Origin of the sequence: Puniceicoccus vermicola (genome assembly GCF_014230055.1) — a bacterium.
Classification (GTDB): domain Bacteria; phylum Verrucomicrobiota; class Verrucomicrobiia; order Opitutales; family Puniceicoccaceae; genus Puniceicoccus; species Puniceicoccus vermicola.
Map to the genome: position 1 here is coordinate 181,834 of NZ_JACHVA010000053.1, position 14,522 is coordinate 196,355.

Below are 14,522 nucleotides of genomic sequence, written 5' to 3' on the forward strand. Positions count from 1 at the left end.
GGTAAGAGAGGGTCTGAAGGTCTTCTGTTTGCAATGGGTTGTCGCAACCTCTCCGAGCTGGTCTCCTTCCCAATTACCCGCTTCACTTTACTTCTTCGATGAAACTGCGCCCCGTACATCTCGTTTGGTTGCTCCTCCTGGGGGCGACTCTCGCCATGGGGGCGGTGGCGTTTTGGCTGTTGGGCCGGGAAGCGAAGCGGGTGGAAGACCTCGCTCGCGAAACGCTGGTCAATCGGGCTACGACCGTCGCCGACAATCTTGATTTTCTGGTGTCGGAGATTCGTTCGGGGGTGGGAGAGTCGCTCTACGCGCTAGCTGATGCTGGAGATCGAAGGGGGGCGATGGCGCGACTGGTGGCCTCCAATCCTTTCATTGCCGCGGGGTTTCAAATGCGAGAAACGGACGGAGTCACTTTCTGGTTTGGAGACCGTGGGACCCTCCCGGATCCGTCTCAGGTGCTGACGCCCCAGATTCTCAGCGAAGAACGCATCGTCGATACGTTGGAAGAAGAAACCCCCGCACCGGTCGGTGAAGTGCAGAAGGTAGAGGGAGATCTTTCCCGGACTCGCTCGCAGGCACCGACGGATCGCTTGGAGGAGTCGAAGGTGCAGCCGGAAATTCTCTCTTTCCGTGATATTGAGGAGGGTCGTATGGACGACGAGGGGCAGAGCGCCGCTGTGGAATCTCGCAAAGCGAAGTCAGCCCTCAAGCAGCAGATCGCGGTGGTGCGGGAGCTGAATGTAGCCAACCGACGAGAGATTTTCGAAGCGCAACAGGCTGAGATTTCAACGGAAGCGGATGAGGGGGAGGTGATTTTGGCTGAGAACTTCCGTGAAGGTCGTCTTGGGAGGTCAGCTTCCAAGACGGCCTCAGGCCAGGTTTTGGCTGACTCCGACACAGCCCCTGAGACCTTGACGGAATCGGAAGTGGCGGAGGAACCGGCAGCGCCGCTCAAGAAGGACGGCTCGATGACCCAGGGACCGGATGTAAGCTCGCTCTTGGGGGTCGCGGCTTTCGATGAAGCGGATCAAAACGCCAGCCGAGATGATCCTGGGTCGAGCGTTGGGGGCGGGGAGAGTTCGAATTCTGCGGATTACGACATGGCAGAGCTGTTTGGGGTTTCGCCCCCTTCAGAGAGTCCTGTGAAAGATGCTTCGGAAGGAAAAAATGAAACTACCGGAGACTACGATCTCGCATCCTTATTCGGTTTTTCGCCCGCGAAAGAGGAACTCCCGGAGCCCATGCCGGTTTCTGGATGGTTGACGGACTCCGTTGAAGGTCAGGAAAGCCAGTTGGGGTGGATCCGTTTTCCGGCGGATAATTTGGTTCTGGGGGCTTGGCTCGATCCGGCGGCCATCGACGCAGAGCTGGCCAAGGCGGTTTATCTCAACGAGCGGGAAGGATTGAGAATCACCTTAATCCGACCGGATGGAGAGATTCTGCAGGCGGGACATGAGGAGGATTCCTCTTCCGTTGATTCCATTGAAATCCCGGTGGGTCCGTCTCTGGCGGGGTGGCGTTTGCGGGCTTTCGAAACCGGGGGAAACCCGTTTGGGCAGAGCTTTCGAGTTCTCGGAGCGGTCGTGGTGTCAGGGTTGGTTCTGGCAATCCTTTCGGCTGGGAGTCTCCTCCTCCGTCAATCTCGTAAAGACGCCCTCGAGGCCCAGCGGAAAACGACTTTCGTCGCCAACGTTTCTCATGAACTCAAGACGCCTCTCACAGGCATCCGAATGTTTGCCGAAATGCTGGCGGAAGGTCGGGTGGAGGATCCGGTGAAGCAAAGCCGATACTTGGAGCGGATTTCGGCAGAAACCCAACGATTGGGGAGACTGGTGAACAATGTTCTCGATTTCAGCCGTCTGGATCGGAAGAAGCGCGACTTTCGGCTGGAGACTCGGGACCTCGTGGAAGAGGTGCGGTCTTTTCTGGAAATGCAAGGGTCGCGGTTGGCGGAGGAGGGGCTCTCCGTTGAGTTTGTCCCGCCCAATCGCCCGGTTCCTGTCGCCGTGGATCCCGATGCACTGGAGCAAATTCTCCTCAACCTCGTCGATAACGCGGTCAAATATGCTTCCGACGGGGTGCGCGTCTGCATCGAAGTCGACCCGGGTGCGACCGGAGTGGAGTTGCGGGTTCGCGATTTCGGTCCCGGGATTCCTCCGCGTGAGCGAGAGCGGGTCTTTCAGGCCTTCCACCGCGTGGATGACCGCTTGACCAGTGAACAGTCTGGATGTGGGCTTGGATTGAGCATCGGAATGCGTCTGGCCGCGGGCATGGGGATCGATCTTTTGTTGGAGGAGAACCATCCCCGGGGCTGTTGTTTTATTCTCCGATGGCGGAGTGATCGAAAGGCAAAAGCATGAGCGAAGGCAGATTTACAATTTTGGTGGCGGAGGACGATGCGAGCATTCGCCTGGGATTGACGGACACCCTCGAGACGGAGGGCTATCGGGTTGCGGTGGCGGCTAATGGGGAAGAGGCCCTGAGGAGATTTCGTTCCGAAACTCCAGATCTGGTGCTGCTCGACGTTATGATGCCGCGGATGAGTGGCTATGACGTCTGCCGCGAGATCAGGGGGAAGAATCGAGAAGTGCCGATCTTGATGCTCACCGCCAAGGGAGAGGAGATTGATAAAGTCCTGGGCCTGGAGCTGGGTGCAGACGACTACATCACCAAGCCGTTTGGTATCCGGGAATTGTTGGCGCGTGTCGCTGCAGCGTTGAGACGGAGTCGATTGAAGAGTGCACCTGCCGAAGCGCGTGACCCAGTCGAACCGTTCCCTTTCGGCACAGCGGTGGTCGAGCCAGGCCTGCGGGAATTGAAAAGAGGTGACGAGAAAATTTCACTGACCCAGTTGGAGTCCCGTCTCATCCTCGCTTTTCATCGCAATCCCGATCGAGCTCTCAGCCGAGATCATCTTCTCAACGAAGCCTGGGGTATCGATTATTGCGGGACGACCCGTACCCTGGATCAGCATGTTTCCCAGCTACGGAAAAAAATCGAGCTAGACCCGGCTCGGCCTGAGTTTATTCTCACGGTTCATGGCCTAGGATACCGGTATCGTCCAGTGGGGGATCAAGAGGGTTGAATTGTTTTTTTTTCGAAGGTTTGATCGTTTGATGAGATTCTCGATCTAGTCTTGGGACTCATTTGTCTAGTCTTGACCTTTTCGAGGTCGGAGAGTTAACCGGATTCGTCAGGCTCTTCGCTTCAAGGGGATTTCACACTGTTGTCCTCTGATGGTATTCACAGCGTCGAGCCATCTGTGTTTATCGATTTTTAAACCTTTGATCCATTGCTGGAAGGAACGAAGTCCTCTGTTTGTAAATTATGAAAAAGTCCCCGATTAACTTGTTATTTGTATTCAGTGACCAACATCGTTGGTGTGATTTGGGTTGTTATGGAAACTCTGATGTCATTAGCCCGAATATCGACGCTTTTGCTTCCGAGGGGCTGCGATTTGATCAGTGCTATTCCAATTGTCCACTTTGTGTGCCGGCACGAGGTAACTTATTAACAGGACTTCACTCGATGCGTCATGGAGCAGTTGCGAACGATTTGCCGATCGATACAGACTTAGAAAGTGTCGCTCATGTTTTGAACCGGGCTGGCCACGAGAGTGGATATATCGGAAAGTGGCATTTAGCGGGTGTCCCTCGCGATCAATCCGTTCCGGCCGAAGAACGTATGGGATTTCAATCGTGGAAGGTGAGGCAGTGCAGTCACGATTATTTGAATCCGGAGTATCATGACGAATCCGGAGTTTTGCATAAGGTCCCTGGCTATGAACCAGAAATTCAGACAGATCTAGCGAAGAGCTTTATCAGTGAGAATCAGTCCAATCCGTGGGGTCTAGTATTGTCCTGGGGCCCTCCGCATGACCCATATGACAAGGTTCCGGAAAAATACAGAAAGTTATTCGATCCAGAAAAACTCAAGTTGAGGCCGAACGTTCCGGAAATGATTCGACACAACCTGAAAAAAGAGGTTTCCCAGGAAACGATCCGGGAATGGATGGCGGGTTATTATGCTCACATTGCGGGTTTGGACGAGCAATTTGGTCGACTGGTTCAGCATGTGAAAGACTTGGGATTATGGGAAAATACACTGATTGTTTATACCAGCGACCATGGAGATCTCTTGGGAAGCCAAGGACTTACCTTGAAACAACTGCCTTATGAGGAATCTGCGCACATCCCCCTGATTCTCGGAGGAGGAGTTCCTGAGCTGCGTCAAGGGGAATGCAAGGAACTGATTGGTTTTGTCGATTTATTCCCGACATTGCTGGGCATGATGGGGCTTTCGTATTCAACGGAAATTGATGGCTCGGACCTTTCGCAGTTGTTGCGGTGCGAATCAGCAAAGGGGCGGGAGGAGATCTACCTATATAATCCGATCCCATGCCATCATGGAGTGGATCGCGGAGATGGTTGTTGGAGGGCCATTCGTAAGGGGAATCATGTCTTTGCTTTGAACCTGGACGATGATTCGGACTGGTTCCTATACGACGTGGTTCAAGATCCTTTCCAACTGAACAACCTTCTAGGAAAATCAGAAGAGGATGATCGGGTAGCCAGCGAATTGCGTAGGGATTTGATGAGGGAGGTGGGTCGGTATGATGCGGCTCTTCCGTGGCCAGAGTTGATCGATCAGTTGGGTCTTCGAGATCGATGGAATACCAGTCAGCGCTATTTTGATTTACCGGAAATGTAGGATAGGGCCGGTCTATCGGCTGGAGAACTTTGTTTTAGGAGTCTTGGGAGCAGGTTGTGGTTCCCGGTCGAAATTTACCTTCTACCATGAAGGATCTTGGTGATTGGGGGACCCCTCGTTCATTATTTCTCATAAGGCTAAGAAGAAGGTCGATTGAAGCGAAGCCCACTTGCTGGGATTGTTGGTCGATCCCGGTAACTTCCTGCATAGCCGGGGTTAGGTTTACATGAGCAAGACCTACTTCCTCTGGGTATGGGATTTCCAGTTCTTTGAGCCACCGCTGGATTTCCGGCCCAGTTGTGACAATCGCATCAGGGCGGGAATTTTCAAACCATTGGCCGAATCTCTTCCGATTCCAGTCGCGGCTTAAAAGGAATGGAGCTTCCTCAGGTGCGGTTTTTCCTGAAAGGGCTGAGAGATAGCCGCCCTTCCAGTTGTGCTGCACTCGGTTATCTTGGTCTTCTTCCATCGCGAAACCGATCCGGTGGTATCCTATCTTCTGGAGTTCACGCATCAGTAATTGCATGGATTGAAACTGGTGGTTGCACGCTCGATACAGCGAAGGGTGCTGAAGCGAGTATCCCAGCTCAACTGCGGAGAAGTAATGCCACCGAAAAGCCTCCAGAGACGGGCGAGATTGCGGGAGTGGTGCGACGACTACGCCTTCGATCCCACGTTGGCGAATGATTTCACTCAGCCTGTGAGCAGACATTTCCGGTTCGTTGAGCCAAAATTCTTCAAGTTGGTACCCACATTGGCGTGCACGCTCATAGGCACCCTCCCTGTAAGCTCGATGGGTTGGATTCTTCTGCCAGTCATTGCGATCCTGATAGGCGGTCAGATACGCGATAATGTCAGGCGTCCGGTTTCGGCGATTCTCCCGAACTTTTTCCATCAATTTCTCCATATTTGGATCAGGAGCATATCCCCATTTATTGGCTAACGTCTTGATGTATCGCCGGGTTTTCTCGGGTAGGGTAGAGCTATCGCGTAGTGCCAGTGACACGGTAGTTTTGGAGTAGCCGGTTGCTTTGGCTAGATCCAGGAGAGTCGGGACCTTGTCAGGTCTTTCTTCGGAGGTTAGGGACCGAGTCTTTTGTTTACTCCACCCGTATTTATGCAGGAGGCGATACAGCGTGGTTTTTGGCACCTTGCGACCTAGCTTCTGAGCCAGAGCCTCTGATATCTGGTTTACCAGTTCTGGGGGATTTTCGCGGATTTCATGATTCCAGGCTTTAAAAAAATCCCGTTCTTCCTTGGGACTCATGATCGCGTTGCGGCGTCCTCCTCGATGATCTTTCGATTGAGCATTTTTGACCGGTCGTTTCTGGAGGCGGATCAGCGTAGATCGGCTAGTGCCGAGACTCTTCGCGGTTTGTTCCTGGGTGAGTCCGGCCAGCTGAGGCAGGATTATCGACTGCGCCTGCCTTAGTTCATCCAGCGTTTTTGCTTCTCGGGCCGCCTGGAGGGCCAGGTCAAATTGATCCTGGGAAGGGTCAATCCCAGGGCTTGGGGCGCGGGGTGGGTCTTGTTTCATTTTGAATGGAAATAAAAAACCATAAAGCCACGAGGCAATTGAAAACTTGTGCCGGTTTTAATGTTGTCGTGGGTATCTTCCCCAAAGAATCACACTTTTTACCCGATGTTCAGAACCCCTTTAGAAGCTTCCCAGCGTCAGATCCCCAAAGCACTCTGCGGATTCACCTTGGTCGAGCTGATCACCGCAATCGCCGTATTGGGGATCTTAACAGCAATTCTGATTCCCTCTCTCAGTAGCGTCCGCCGGAGAGCGGAAACCGCCGAGTGTGCTTCGAATATGAGGCAACTCTATTCCGCGATCGTTCAGCAGGCACAGGACAACGGGGGGCGATTCGTAATGGCCAATAATAATACTACGGGCGTTCGCTGGTTCCAAGGAGAACTAAATAGAGCCGGCAAGGGTAAGTCTGAACTGTCTCCCTTTGCGGGGGGAGGAGATACTTTGCAGCGGCTATCCGTATGTCCTTTGAACCTTACCGATGAACCGGTGGCCTATCCGCGCAACGACTACGGCTATCCCTATGTTGTGAACTATCATGTTCTAGCTCACTCGGGAGCAGACCGCCGAACATCACTTTACGAAATGGAAGATCCATCAAGGGTTGTAATGATGACAGACTCTAATAAAGGACCCGATTGGGGAAATTCAGGATTTGGAGAATCCACCAACCCCTCTTGGTCACGGATTGCCGAGCCTCACGGAGGAAAGACCAATGTCCTTTGGTGTGACGGCCACGTGACCCTCCAGCCGAAATCAGAAATTGAAGAGAATACACAATTACTCAGCGACTGAGTTCCGATTTTTCCAATGCGGAAAAGGACCGTTACCGGTTCCATCTATTTATTCACCCAAACACACATCTCCTATGAAAAGAATAACTCGTCGATCCCCTCGTCTCCTGTCATGCGCAGCTTTGCTTGTCGCTTCAAGCGCATGGTTGCCTGCTCAAACCTTGCTCCTGAATTACGACTTTGAGGGTAGCGGTACTACGGTTACCAATGCTGGAGATACCTCCGGTGCCAATCTTACGTTTTTCGATTCGGGGGGAGCGGCCAGTGATTTGTTTTCTTCTGATGGAGAAGGGGTCGGCGGAGTGGGTCAGGCCTTTGATAATAGCGCGTCGACCGGAATGGGGAGTCAAGGCACCGGGGGACGTGCCCAATCCGATACTTCCGTCGGAGGCAGCGTTGGAAGCCTATCCTCATTCACGATTACCGGATGGTTTAAAACGGACGGCGTGCCTTTCGAATACGGGGCGACACTGTTTGCAATGAGCGATGGATCGACCAACGGGATTTCTTTGTCGACAGGAAACAACGAAAATGACGGACGCATTCGAATGAGGGTTAATGGCACAGCGACCGATAGCTCCGCTGTTAACCGCTACAACACTGTATCGGATTGGCAGTTCTTCGCGGTGACTTACGATGGGACTTCGAGCTCGAACAATGTGAATTTTTACGTCGGTACCGAAGAGGACGCCCTTTCTTTGGTATCCGTCGGCTCTCTAAACGCAGGAGTGGTGGAGTCAGCGACGGGGCGGCCTGTCGTGTTGGGGAATAATCAAGACAGTAACACCCGTCCATTTGATGGATTTTTGGATGACTTTCGGCTGTATGGCGAATCAACCGGAGCAGATGGGGTTTTGGACTTTTCCGAAATCGAACAGATTCGGGCGAGCAGTATTCCAGAATTATCCAGCTCCAGTATGGTCATCACCATTTTTGCCTTCGCGATGGTTCACTTTGTAAGACGCCGTCGCTAGGATTTGTTCCTTACCTGCATTCTCATTTGTGATGTTTCATAAGATCAATCGTTTCTGCCTGATCGCAGTTCTCTGTTCATGGGGGGCGGCCTTGCTCCCTGCAGGGGTAAAGGCTCCCGAGTTCGACATACCAAGCTTCACGCTTGCTCAAAATGGAGTGATCGCGCTGGACGGGATCTCCATAGGGGTGGGGCACTACGATCTCGATTGGAATCACGTGTGGCAGAATAATTTGGAGGCGGATCCTGATTCATTGGTTTGGGAGGAGAGCCAAAAGGCGTTTGTGATTAAAGGGTCACTCGTTACGAAAGGAGGTGGAGAACCATTGTTGGTGGAGGAGAAGGTTTGGCCGGTTGGGAGTCGCGACTTCGATGCCAGCTATACTGTGAGCCACTCGGATGGTCTTCCCACAAACGACCTGAGCTTGCGAGTCTACCTGCCACTGCCCGTGGCCGCGGGGCGATTGGTTCGGATTGATGGAAAGGGTTACGAATTGCCCGCTGAATATGACGAATCAGCGCTTTTTTATATCAAAGAAGGAATGCATGTTGTCGAATTGCCGACGCAGAAGGGCACACTTGTTATCGAAGGCAAATTCGGTGTCATCGGGACCGATCAAAAGCCCTCAAAGTTTCGTCGGTATTCAGTCCGCTTGAATTTTTTCAACGAGGAGGATGCTCTAAAGTCAGCCTCGATTTCAGTCAAAGTGCGCTACGTGCCATTTCGCAGTGAGCCAGTGGATATGCGCGCGGCTGTGAATCGAGCGCTGGTGGATGAGGTAGCCTCGGATGGAAAAGGGGGATGGACGGATCAGGGGCCAGAGAATGATTTGTCTCCTCTGGAGCCAGGCGAAGTGACTGCTTCAAATGTAGTTTTTGAGGTCATTGACGCTGAGCAGAATCAGGATCGTGCAGCCCTCGTTTTTGCGAACGAGCAGCAGCCCGACTTGCCTTCCTCGGCTTTAGTTTCAGTCCCAGGGAATCCGATTTGGCGTAATCTCTATCTGCTCCATGCCGCAGCTTGGACTGCTCCGAGTGGAACCTTGAATGGTGAGATAGTCATCCGCTATTTGGATGGTAGCGAAACGCGCCACAAAATTAAGAGCGGCGACGATGTAGGGAACTGGTGGGCACCCGTTTCCTATGCGAACTCAGTTGTTGCGTGGGTCGGGGAAAATGAAAGCAAGCGAGTCGGCCTCTTTGTCTCCCGATTTCCCTTGGACGAGAAGCCGATTGATACGATCTCTCTGGTCAGTACAGGGGCTTCCATGTGGATGATCGTGGGTATGTCCGGTTCGCCGGATGATATTCCAATTGGAGAGATCAAAATTCCGTTGGAATTGAAAGCCGGCAACGATTGGGGTGCTTACGAGCATGAGTTGGAAATCGAGAAGGGTAGTGTGTTTGATTTTTCAGATTCGCTCGATGCGCCCGCCGGTAAATTTGGCTATGTCGTTCCTACGGAAGAAGGTCATTTGGCTTTTGAGGATCGACCAAACGAGCGAGTCCGTTTTTGGGGGATAAATCTATGCTTCACCGCAAATTTCCTGACTCATGAAGAATCGGATAAGCTGGCGAACCGGATCGCTCGGTCGGGTTATAATGTGGTTCGGCTTCATCATTTTGATGCGCATTTGTCTGCCAAGCAGGAAGACAGCTCCATACTGGATCCGGTGCGTCTTGATGAGATTGACTACTTGGTAGCGGCTTTGAAGAAGCGGGGAATCTATGTGAACATCGACCTCTACTCGACGCGAAGATTTAGCGAGGAGGAGCTGGTCTCGTTTGGGATAGATCCAAGTATTTCGCAAAGCCGGACCCGGGAGCCCTATAAAGCTCTGGTCGCTATTTCGGAAGAGGCTTTTCAATCCTGGGCAAGTTATGCGGACAATCTATTGTTGCATCGCAATCCCTACACTGGACTCACTTGGGCAGAGGAGCCCGCAATCATAAGTATGTGTCCTATCAATGAAGTGGTAATTGAACGCATCTTACCCTATAATAATGCAGTGCGCGAACAATTTGAAATGCGCTTCGAGGACTGGCTCCAAACGCCAGAAGGCATAGCTACAGTAGATCCGGATGCGGGTGAAGGAGAACGAGACGCTGCATTTCGGCAGTGGATTTACGAGACGGAAGGGAAGATGAATGTCCGGCTGGAGAATTATCTGCGATCGATAGGAGTGAAAAGCATGCTGACGGGGACCAATCATATGAATGTCCAAGGGTTGACCTTCTTGCGGGAAGACTACGACATCGTCGACAATCACCATTATTGGGACCATCCTCAGTTTCCCAAGACCCGTTGGCGTCTGCCTTATGCCTTTCATCAGAAAAGCGTTTTGTCGGAGGAGGTTCGAACCCCTCGTTATCTCATGGCGACTCGTGTGCCCGGCATCCCTTTTAGTGTTTCTGAGGTTAACTTTGTGCGTCCGAATCAATTTCGGGCTGAAGGCGGTGTCTTAATGCCCGCGTATGCGAGTTTGCAGGATTGGGATGCGATTTATAACTTTGAATACGCGATGAATCAGAGGCATGCAATCGACGGAGGTGTAGATAGTGTGTTTTCGTTGTCCAATGATCCGATTGGGCTTTTGGCAGATCGAATTTCAGCGGTGCTTTTCCGCCGAGAATATATTGCCTCGGCGCCGGGCTTGATTACCTATGCGGTTCAGCCTGAGGAGGCTTTTTCTGAAACGAGAAAAGAGTTCTCAAATGATTTCACGCGCTTGGGCCTTGTTACCCGCATCGGTTCACTTCCTGGCTCTCCGCAAGAGGTCTTGGAGCAAACAGAGTCGCTAGCGGTTGTAACCGGAATGGGTGACGAAAAGCCTCCCGTGTATCTTTCAAATCCGAATCTCGACCAAGAGTTGCAGCAGGGCGGGGTTTTACCCGAGGGTAGTATTTCGCCGAGGGGAGAATTTAAGAGTGAGACCGATCAGATCAGGCTGGATACGAAGAAGCTTACTGCGAGTGTCATAGCGCCGAAGTGCGAGCTTTTCGTTTTACCCGCAAGAACCAGAAGCGAAGGGGAGATTGTTTCAGTAGTCAATGGCGATGCCTTTGCTACCATTTCTCTAATAGCGGTGGACGATGAGGAGTTGGCCGAGAGTCGACGTCTCTTGCTAATGCACCTGACAGATGGTTTGCCCACAGGGATGAGATTCGAGGATGAAGACCGAACGGTTCTAACGGATTGGGGTCGCCTCCCTTACTTGATTCATCAAGGTGCCACTGAAGTTTTGTTGAGGCTCCCTGCTAACGTAGACTACTCCGTCTGGGCCGTCGATGCAACGGGTCGCCGGACTCACGAGATTCCCATGAACCGAACTTCTGAAGGCTGGCGTATCACGCTGAAAACAGTAACTTCTGAGGGAGTTCAATTGGCTTATGAGATTGTCCGCAATGAAGGCTGAGATGAAGAAGGATTTTCTGGAATCTCGACTTTTCACCCCATGGAGTGACCCTGTCTCAGGGGTAACAAGCTATGTCCTGACGCAACGGGTCGCTCCGGTGCAGCAGTCCTTTTACTATGTAAACCAAAGTTTGAATTCGGATTGCACCCAGTATTGGTTTTACTGCGCTTTCCCACCCTCAGGGAATGCCAATTCGGGTCGCTGTTTGGGGATGGCCGATCTAGAAGGTGGAAATCTTTCCTATTTTCCCGATACCCAGTTTACGATGGCTTCTCCGCTTCTGGATAGTGAGACGGGAGATGTTTATTGGGCGAACGAGTCCGGCGTGTGGAAACGTTCCTTCGAAGAGGACCCGACCCTTGTGGGTCGTTTTCCTGATAGTGTTACGCGCAAGAGGAAGGTTTCTCGTTACGCGACTCATCTTTCTCTCTCTGCCAACCGACAGGCTTTAGGCATCGATGGCACGATCGGTGAAGACAATGTCGTCGGCTCTCTTCTGTTGGAGAATGGAGACATTGAGATTTGGCAGACCTTGGAGCCCAATTGGAATCATGGGTGCTTTCATCCGAAAGATCCCGACCTCATGTTGCTGGCCCAGGATTATCGGCAGGATGCAAAGACCGGATCTTTGAAGCGTTATGAGAACCGTTTGTGGACTATTCGTCGTGGTGGGGTTCCTCAAGCAGTTTACCCGGACGCGGTGGATGAAGAGTACAGCACGACCGCCTCATACTCCCACTTGGATGAAGTTCCGGTAGAGGTGACGGATCGAAGATCAATGCATGGGCACGAATGGTGGAGTGCCGAAGGTCGTCGGATTTGGTACGTCCATTACAAGCAAGGAGTGGAGTGCGTTGATTTGGATGGGAGGCAATGCCGCTTGGTTTGGCCTCACCAGACTGTCAGTCACGCTCACTCGGATACTCAAGATCGATGGTTGGTAATGGACAGCTTGCCGCCGGATAGTCCTTTGGATCACAAGGTAACTTTTGCCAATCTGCAGAATGGTCGATCCATCGATATTGTTTCTCTGATGGATCAAGTTCCTCCGGAACTAAAAAAATATCATGTACATCCTCATCCTCAGTTTTGCGGAAATGATCAGTATATCTGCTATACCACGCTGGTGATGGGGAAAGTCGACGTGGCGTTTGTACGAGTCGCAGATTTGTTAGAGAAGACCTCTGACTAGGATTCGGCATTTGCCCTTTTTCAGAGGTGTCGCAGAATGAGTCATGCGCTTATCTCTTCCTCTTTTCTTCTTCCTTTCCTTTGTCGGAATTACGGCGCCCGCTTCAGCGGTGGAGCCAGTGAATGAGACCTTTTTCGGGAGTCTTGCCATTCATGGCTATGATCCCGTTGCCTATTTCATTGAAAAGAAGCCAGTGAAGGGCGAGAAGTCATTCAGTTATGAGTGGGAAGGGGCAAAGTGGCTTTTTGCTTCCAATGAGAATCTGAAGGCATTTGAGAAAGCACCCGAAAAGTATGCACCCCAGTTCGGAGGTTATTGCGCTTGGGCCGTGGCTCACGGGTCTACGGCCGATATCGATCCGGAGGTTTGGTCCGTGGTCGATGGGAAGCTCTATCTCAATTACAGCAAAGATATTCAGAAAAAGTGGAATGCCGATCGGGCTGCCTTGATCAAGAAGGGGAACGAGGAATGGCCGAAGATCGTGGACGGCGGGGATCAGTAGGGCACTGCGGGGTTTCTCCCGAATGGCACTCGTTTAAGGACTAATTCGAACGGCGGGACCCCTCCATCCCTCGTCCGCGGGATCCCCTCCCCTGTGAATATCCTTACACACAAGCCTATGGCTCTGGGCGGTCTCGCAAGCGCAAGAACATGGGAGCGCGGAATTCATTCCGCCCCGCATGCCTCTCAGGTCTTTCGCCTTAGATTCTGAGGTAAACTTTTCATGCGCAGCCAATCTGACGGGGCGGAATGAATTCCGCGCTCCATTTTAGGCATGCTCCTACAGGGCAACTCGAAGATTTTGCAGGAAAACGTTAGTCTAGGAGTTTGTGTCTATGGATATGCCCTGTAGCAGGGGAGGCGTCTTTCTGTAATTTTCTGACTCCCCTTCTACGAGTAGAAGTGGGGGACCAGCGCCAGCTGGTGGGGTAGTTCCCCTTCAATACAACGCGTTAAGCTAGTCTCATTCGGAATTAGCCCGGCCACTTCATCTCCTGGAGGAGGGTTGGGTAGTCTGCGGCGACCCATTGGCATCCGGCATTGCGGAGATCCTCGGCTTCAAGGGTCGTTGTGAGTCCAGCGACTTTGCACCCAGCGGCGAGGGCGGCTTCAGTGCCTCGCTCTGCGTCCTCGATGACCAGACAATCGCGGGGATCGAGGCCCAAGTGAAGGGCTCCGGTAATGTAGGGCTCCGGATGAGGTTTGGCGTGCGTGACTTCGTCGGCGCTCACCGTGTAGGCGAACAGATGCGCAATGTCCAAAAGGCGGAGGACGAGGTCGCAGTTGTGGCGAGTCGCCGAGGTGACGACGGCTGTCGGGATCTCCTCGGCTTGCAGTCGCTCTGCGTAGGACCGAAATCCGTGGATTAGGCTGACAGAGGGAAGACCCTTTTCGAAGATCTCTTGCTTGGCGGCATGAATCTCGGGGCCTTGAAAGCGTCCGTCCGAGTACTCGCGGGCGACGAGCCCGAAGGTGTCGCGCTCGGAGGTTCCTTTGAATTCTCTTAACCGGCTATCCGGGACGGCGAGATCCATTTCTCGGAAGACGATCAGCATGGCTTCCTCGTGGAGAGGCTCCGAGTGAATGATGACCCCGTCGAGATCAAAGAGGACTCCGCGAAACGTGGTGGAGGTGGGCTCCGGGCTTGTATCCATAGAGACCAGTTTGGGCCAAACGGGAAGAATCGCAAAAGAAGAATGAATTTCTCCGTCGAGGGGGGAGCCGGGAATGGGGGTACTGCTTCGGACATTGGCAGCCATTTTGTGGGAAAACCACGGAGAAGTCTGGTGGGGGGCTTGGGCCCGGGTTTTCCGTAGGTTCTGGTCCTTGCGTAGGCAGGCTGAAGCGCTGCGCTCCGAAAAGCCGAGGCAGACGGGAATCGTTTCGTTCCATGACTACC

General features: G+C 52.6%; 10 protein-coding genes. 8 read left to right on the top strand and 2 right to left on the bottom strand.

Annotated elements, in window-relative coordinates; all coding sequences use genetic code 11:
* The first annotated feature begins 98 nt into the window (after nucleotides 1–98).
* The 3 genes from H5P30_RS06885 to H5P30_RS06895 all read left to right on the top strand — a co-directional run bounded on the left by H5P30_RS06885 (nucleotide 99) and on the right by H5P30_RS06895 (nucleotide 4,710).
* Nucleotides 99–2,360: a sensor histidine kinase gene (locus tag H5P30_RS06885; RefSeq protein ID WP_185692209.1), complete on the top strand. Its 2,262-nt coding sequence runs from the start codon at nucleotides 99–101 to the stop codon at nucleotides 2,358–2,360.
* Nucleotides 2,357–3,085 carry a response regulator transcription factor gene (locus H5P30_RS06890; RefSeq protein ID WP_185692210.1) on the top strand — a complete coding sequence of 243 codons (729 nt, stop codon included), beginning with the start codon at nucleotides 2,357–2,359 and terminating at the stop codon, nucleotides 3,083–3,085. Before H5P30_RS06885 ends, H5P30_RS06890 begins: the two co-directional genes overlap by 4 nt.
* A 242-nt stretch (nucleotides 3,086–3,327) precedes the next feature.
* On the top strand, nucleotides 3,328–4,710 hold the full coding sequence (locus H5P30_RS06895) for a sulfatase family protein (RefSeq protein ID WP_185692211.1): 1,383 nt from the start codon (nucleotides 3,328–3,330) through the stop codon (nucleotides 4,708–4,710).
* A gap of 34 nt (nucleotides 4,711–4,744) precedes the next feature.
* Here H5P30_RS06895 and H5P30_RS06900 read toward each other — a convergent pair whose 3' ends face one another.
* On the bottom strand, nucleotides 4,745–6,247 hold the full coding sequence (locus H5P30_RS06900) for a substrate-binding domain-containing protein (protein ID WP_185692212.1): 1,503 nt from the start codon (nucleotides 6,245–6,247) through the stop codon (nucleotides 4,745–4,747).
* Between the two features lie 105 nt (nucleotides 6,248–6,352).
* Here H5P30_RS06900 and H5P30_RS06905 point away from each other — a divergent pair, with 105 nt between their 5' ends.
* The 5 genes from H5P30_RS06905 (at nucleotide 6,353) to H5P30_RS06925 (ending at nucleotide 13,124) form a co-directional block, all read left to right on the top strand.
* Complete coding sequence (locus tag H5P30_RS06905; RefSeq protein ID WP_185692213.1) at nucleotides 6,353–7,042, top strand: prepilin-type N-terminal cleavage/methylation domain-containing protein; 690 nt, start codon at nucleotides 6,353–6,355, stop codon at nucleotides 7,040–7,042.
* 73 nt (nucleotides 7,043–7,115) lie between these two features.
* Nucleotides 7,116–8,015 (top strand): LamG domain-containing protein, encoded by a 900-nt coding sequence (locus H5P30_RS06910; RefSeq protein ID WP_185692214.1) that lies wholly within the window; start codon nucleotides 7,116–7,118, stop codon nucleotides 8,013–8,015.
* Between the two features lie 31 nt (nucleotides 8,016–8,046).
* Nucleotides 8,047–11,430, top strand: a complete 3,384-nt coding sequence (locus tag H5P30_RS06915) for a hypothetical protein (RefSeq protein WP_185692215.1) — start codon at nucleotides 8,047–8,049, stop codon at nucleotides 11,428–11,430.
* A 1-nt stretch (nucleotide 11,431) separates the two neighbouring features.
* Nucleotides 11,432–12,622, top strand: coding sequence for a hypothetical protein (locus tag H5P30_RS06920; RefSeq protein WP_221774303.1), 1,191 nt, complete (start codon nucleotides 11,432–11,434; stop codon nucleotides 12,620–12,622).
* Between the two features lie 43 nt (nucleotides 12,623–12,665).
* Nucleotides 12,666–13,124, top strand: a complete 459-nt coding sequence (locus tag H5P30_RS06925) for a YHS domain-containing (seleno)protein (protein WP_185692217.1) — start codon at nucleotides 12,666–12,668, stop codon at nucleotides 13,122–13,124.
* Nucleotides 13,125–13,596: 472 nt separating this feature from the next.
* On the opposite strand, the gene H5P30_RS06930 is transcribed toward H5P30_RS06925, so the two are convergent.
* Nucleotides 13,597–14,277, bottom strand: a complete 681-nt coding sequence (locus H5P30_RS06930) for an HAD family hydrolase (protein WP_185692218.1) — start codon at nucleotides 14,275–14,277, stop codon at nucleotides 13,597–13,599.
* Nucleotides 14,278–14,522: the final 245 nt, after the last annotated feature.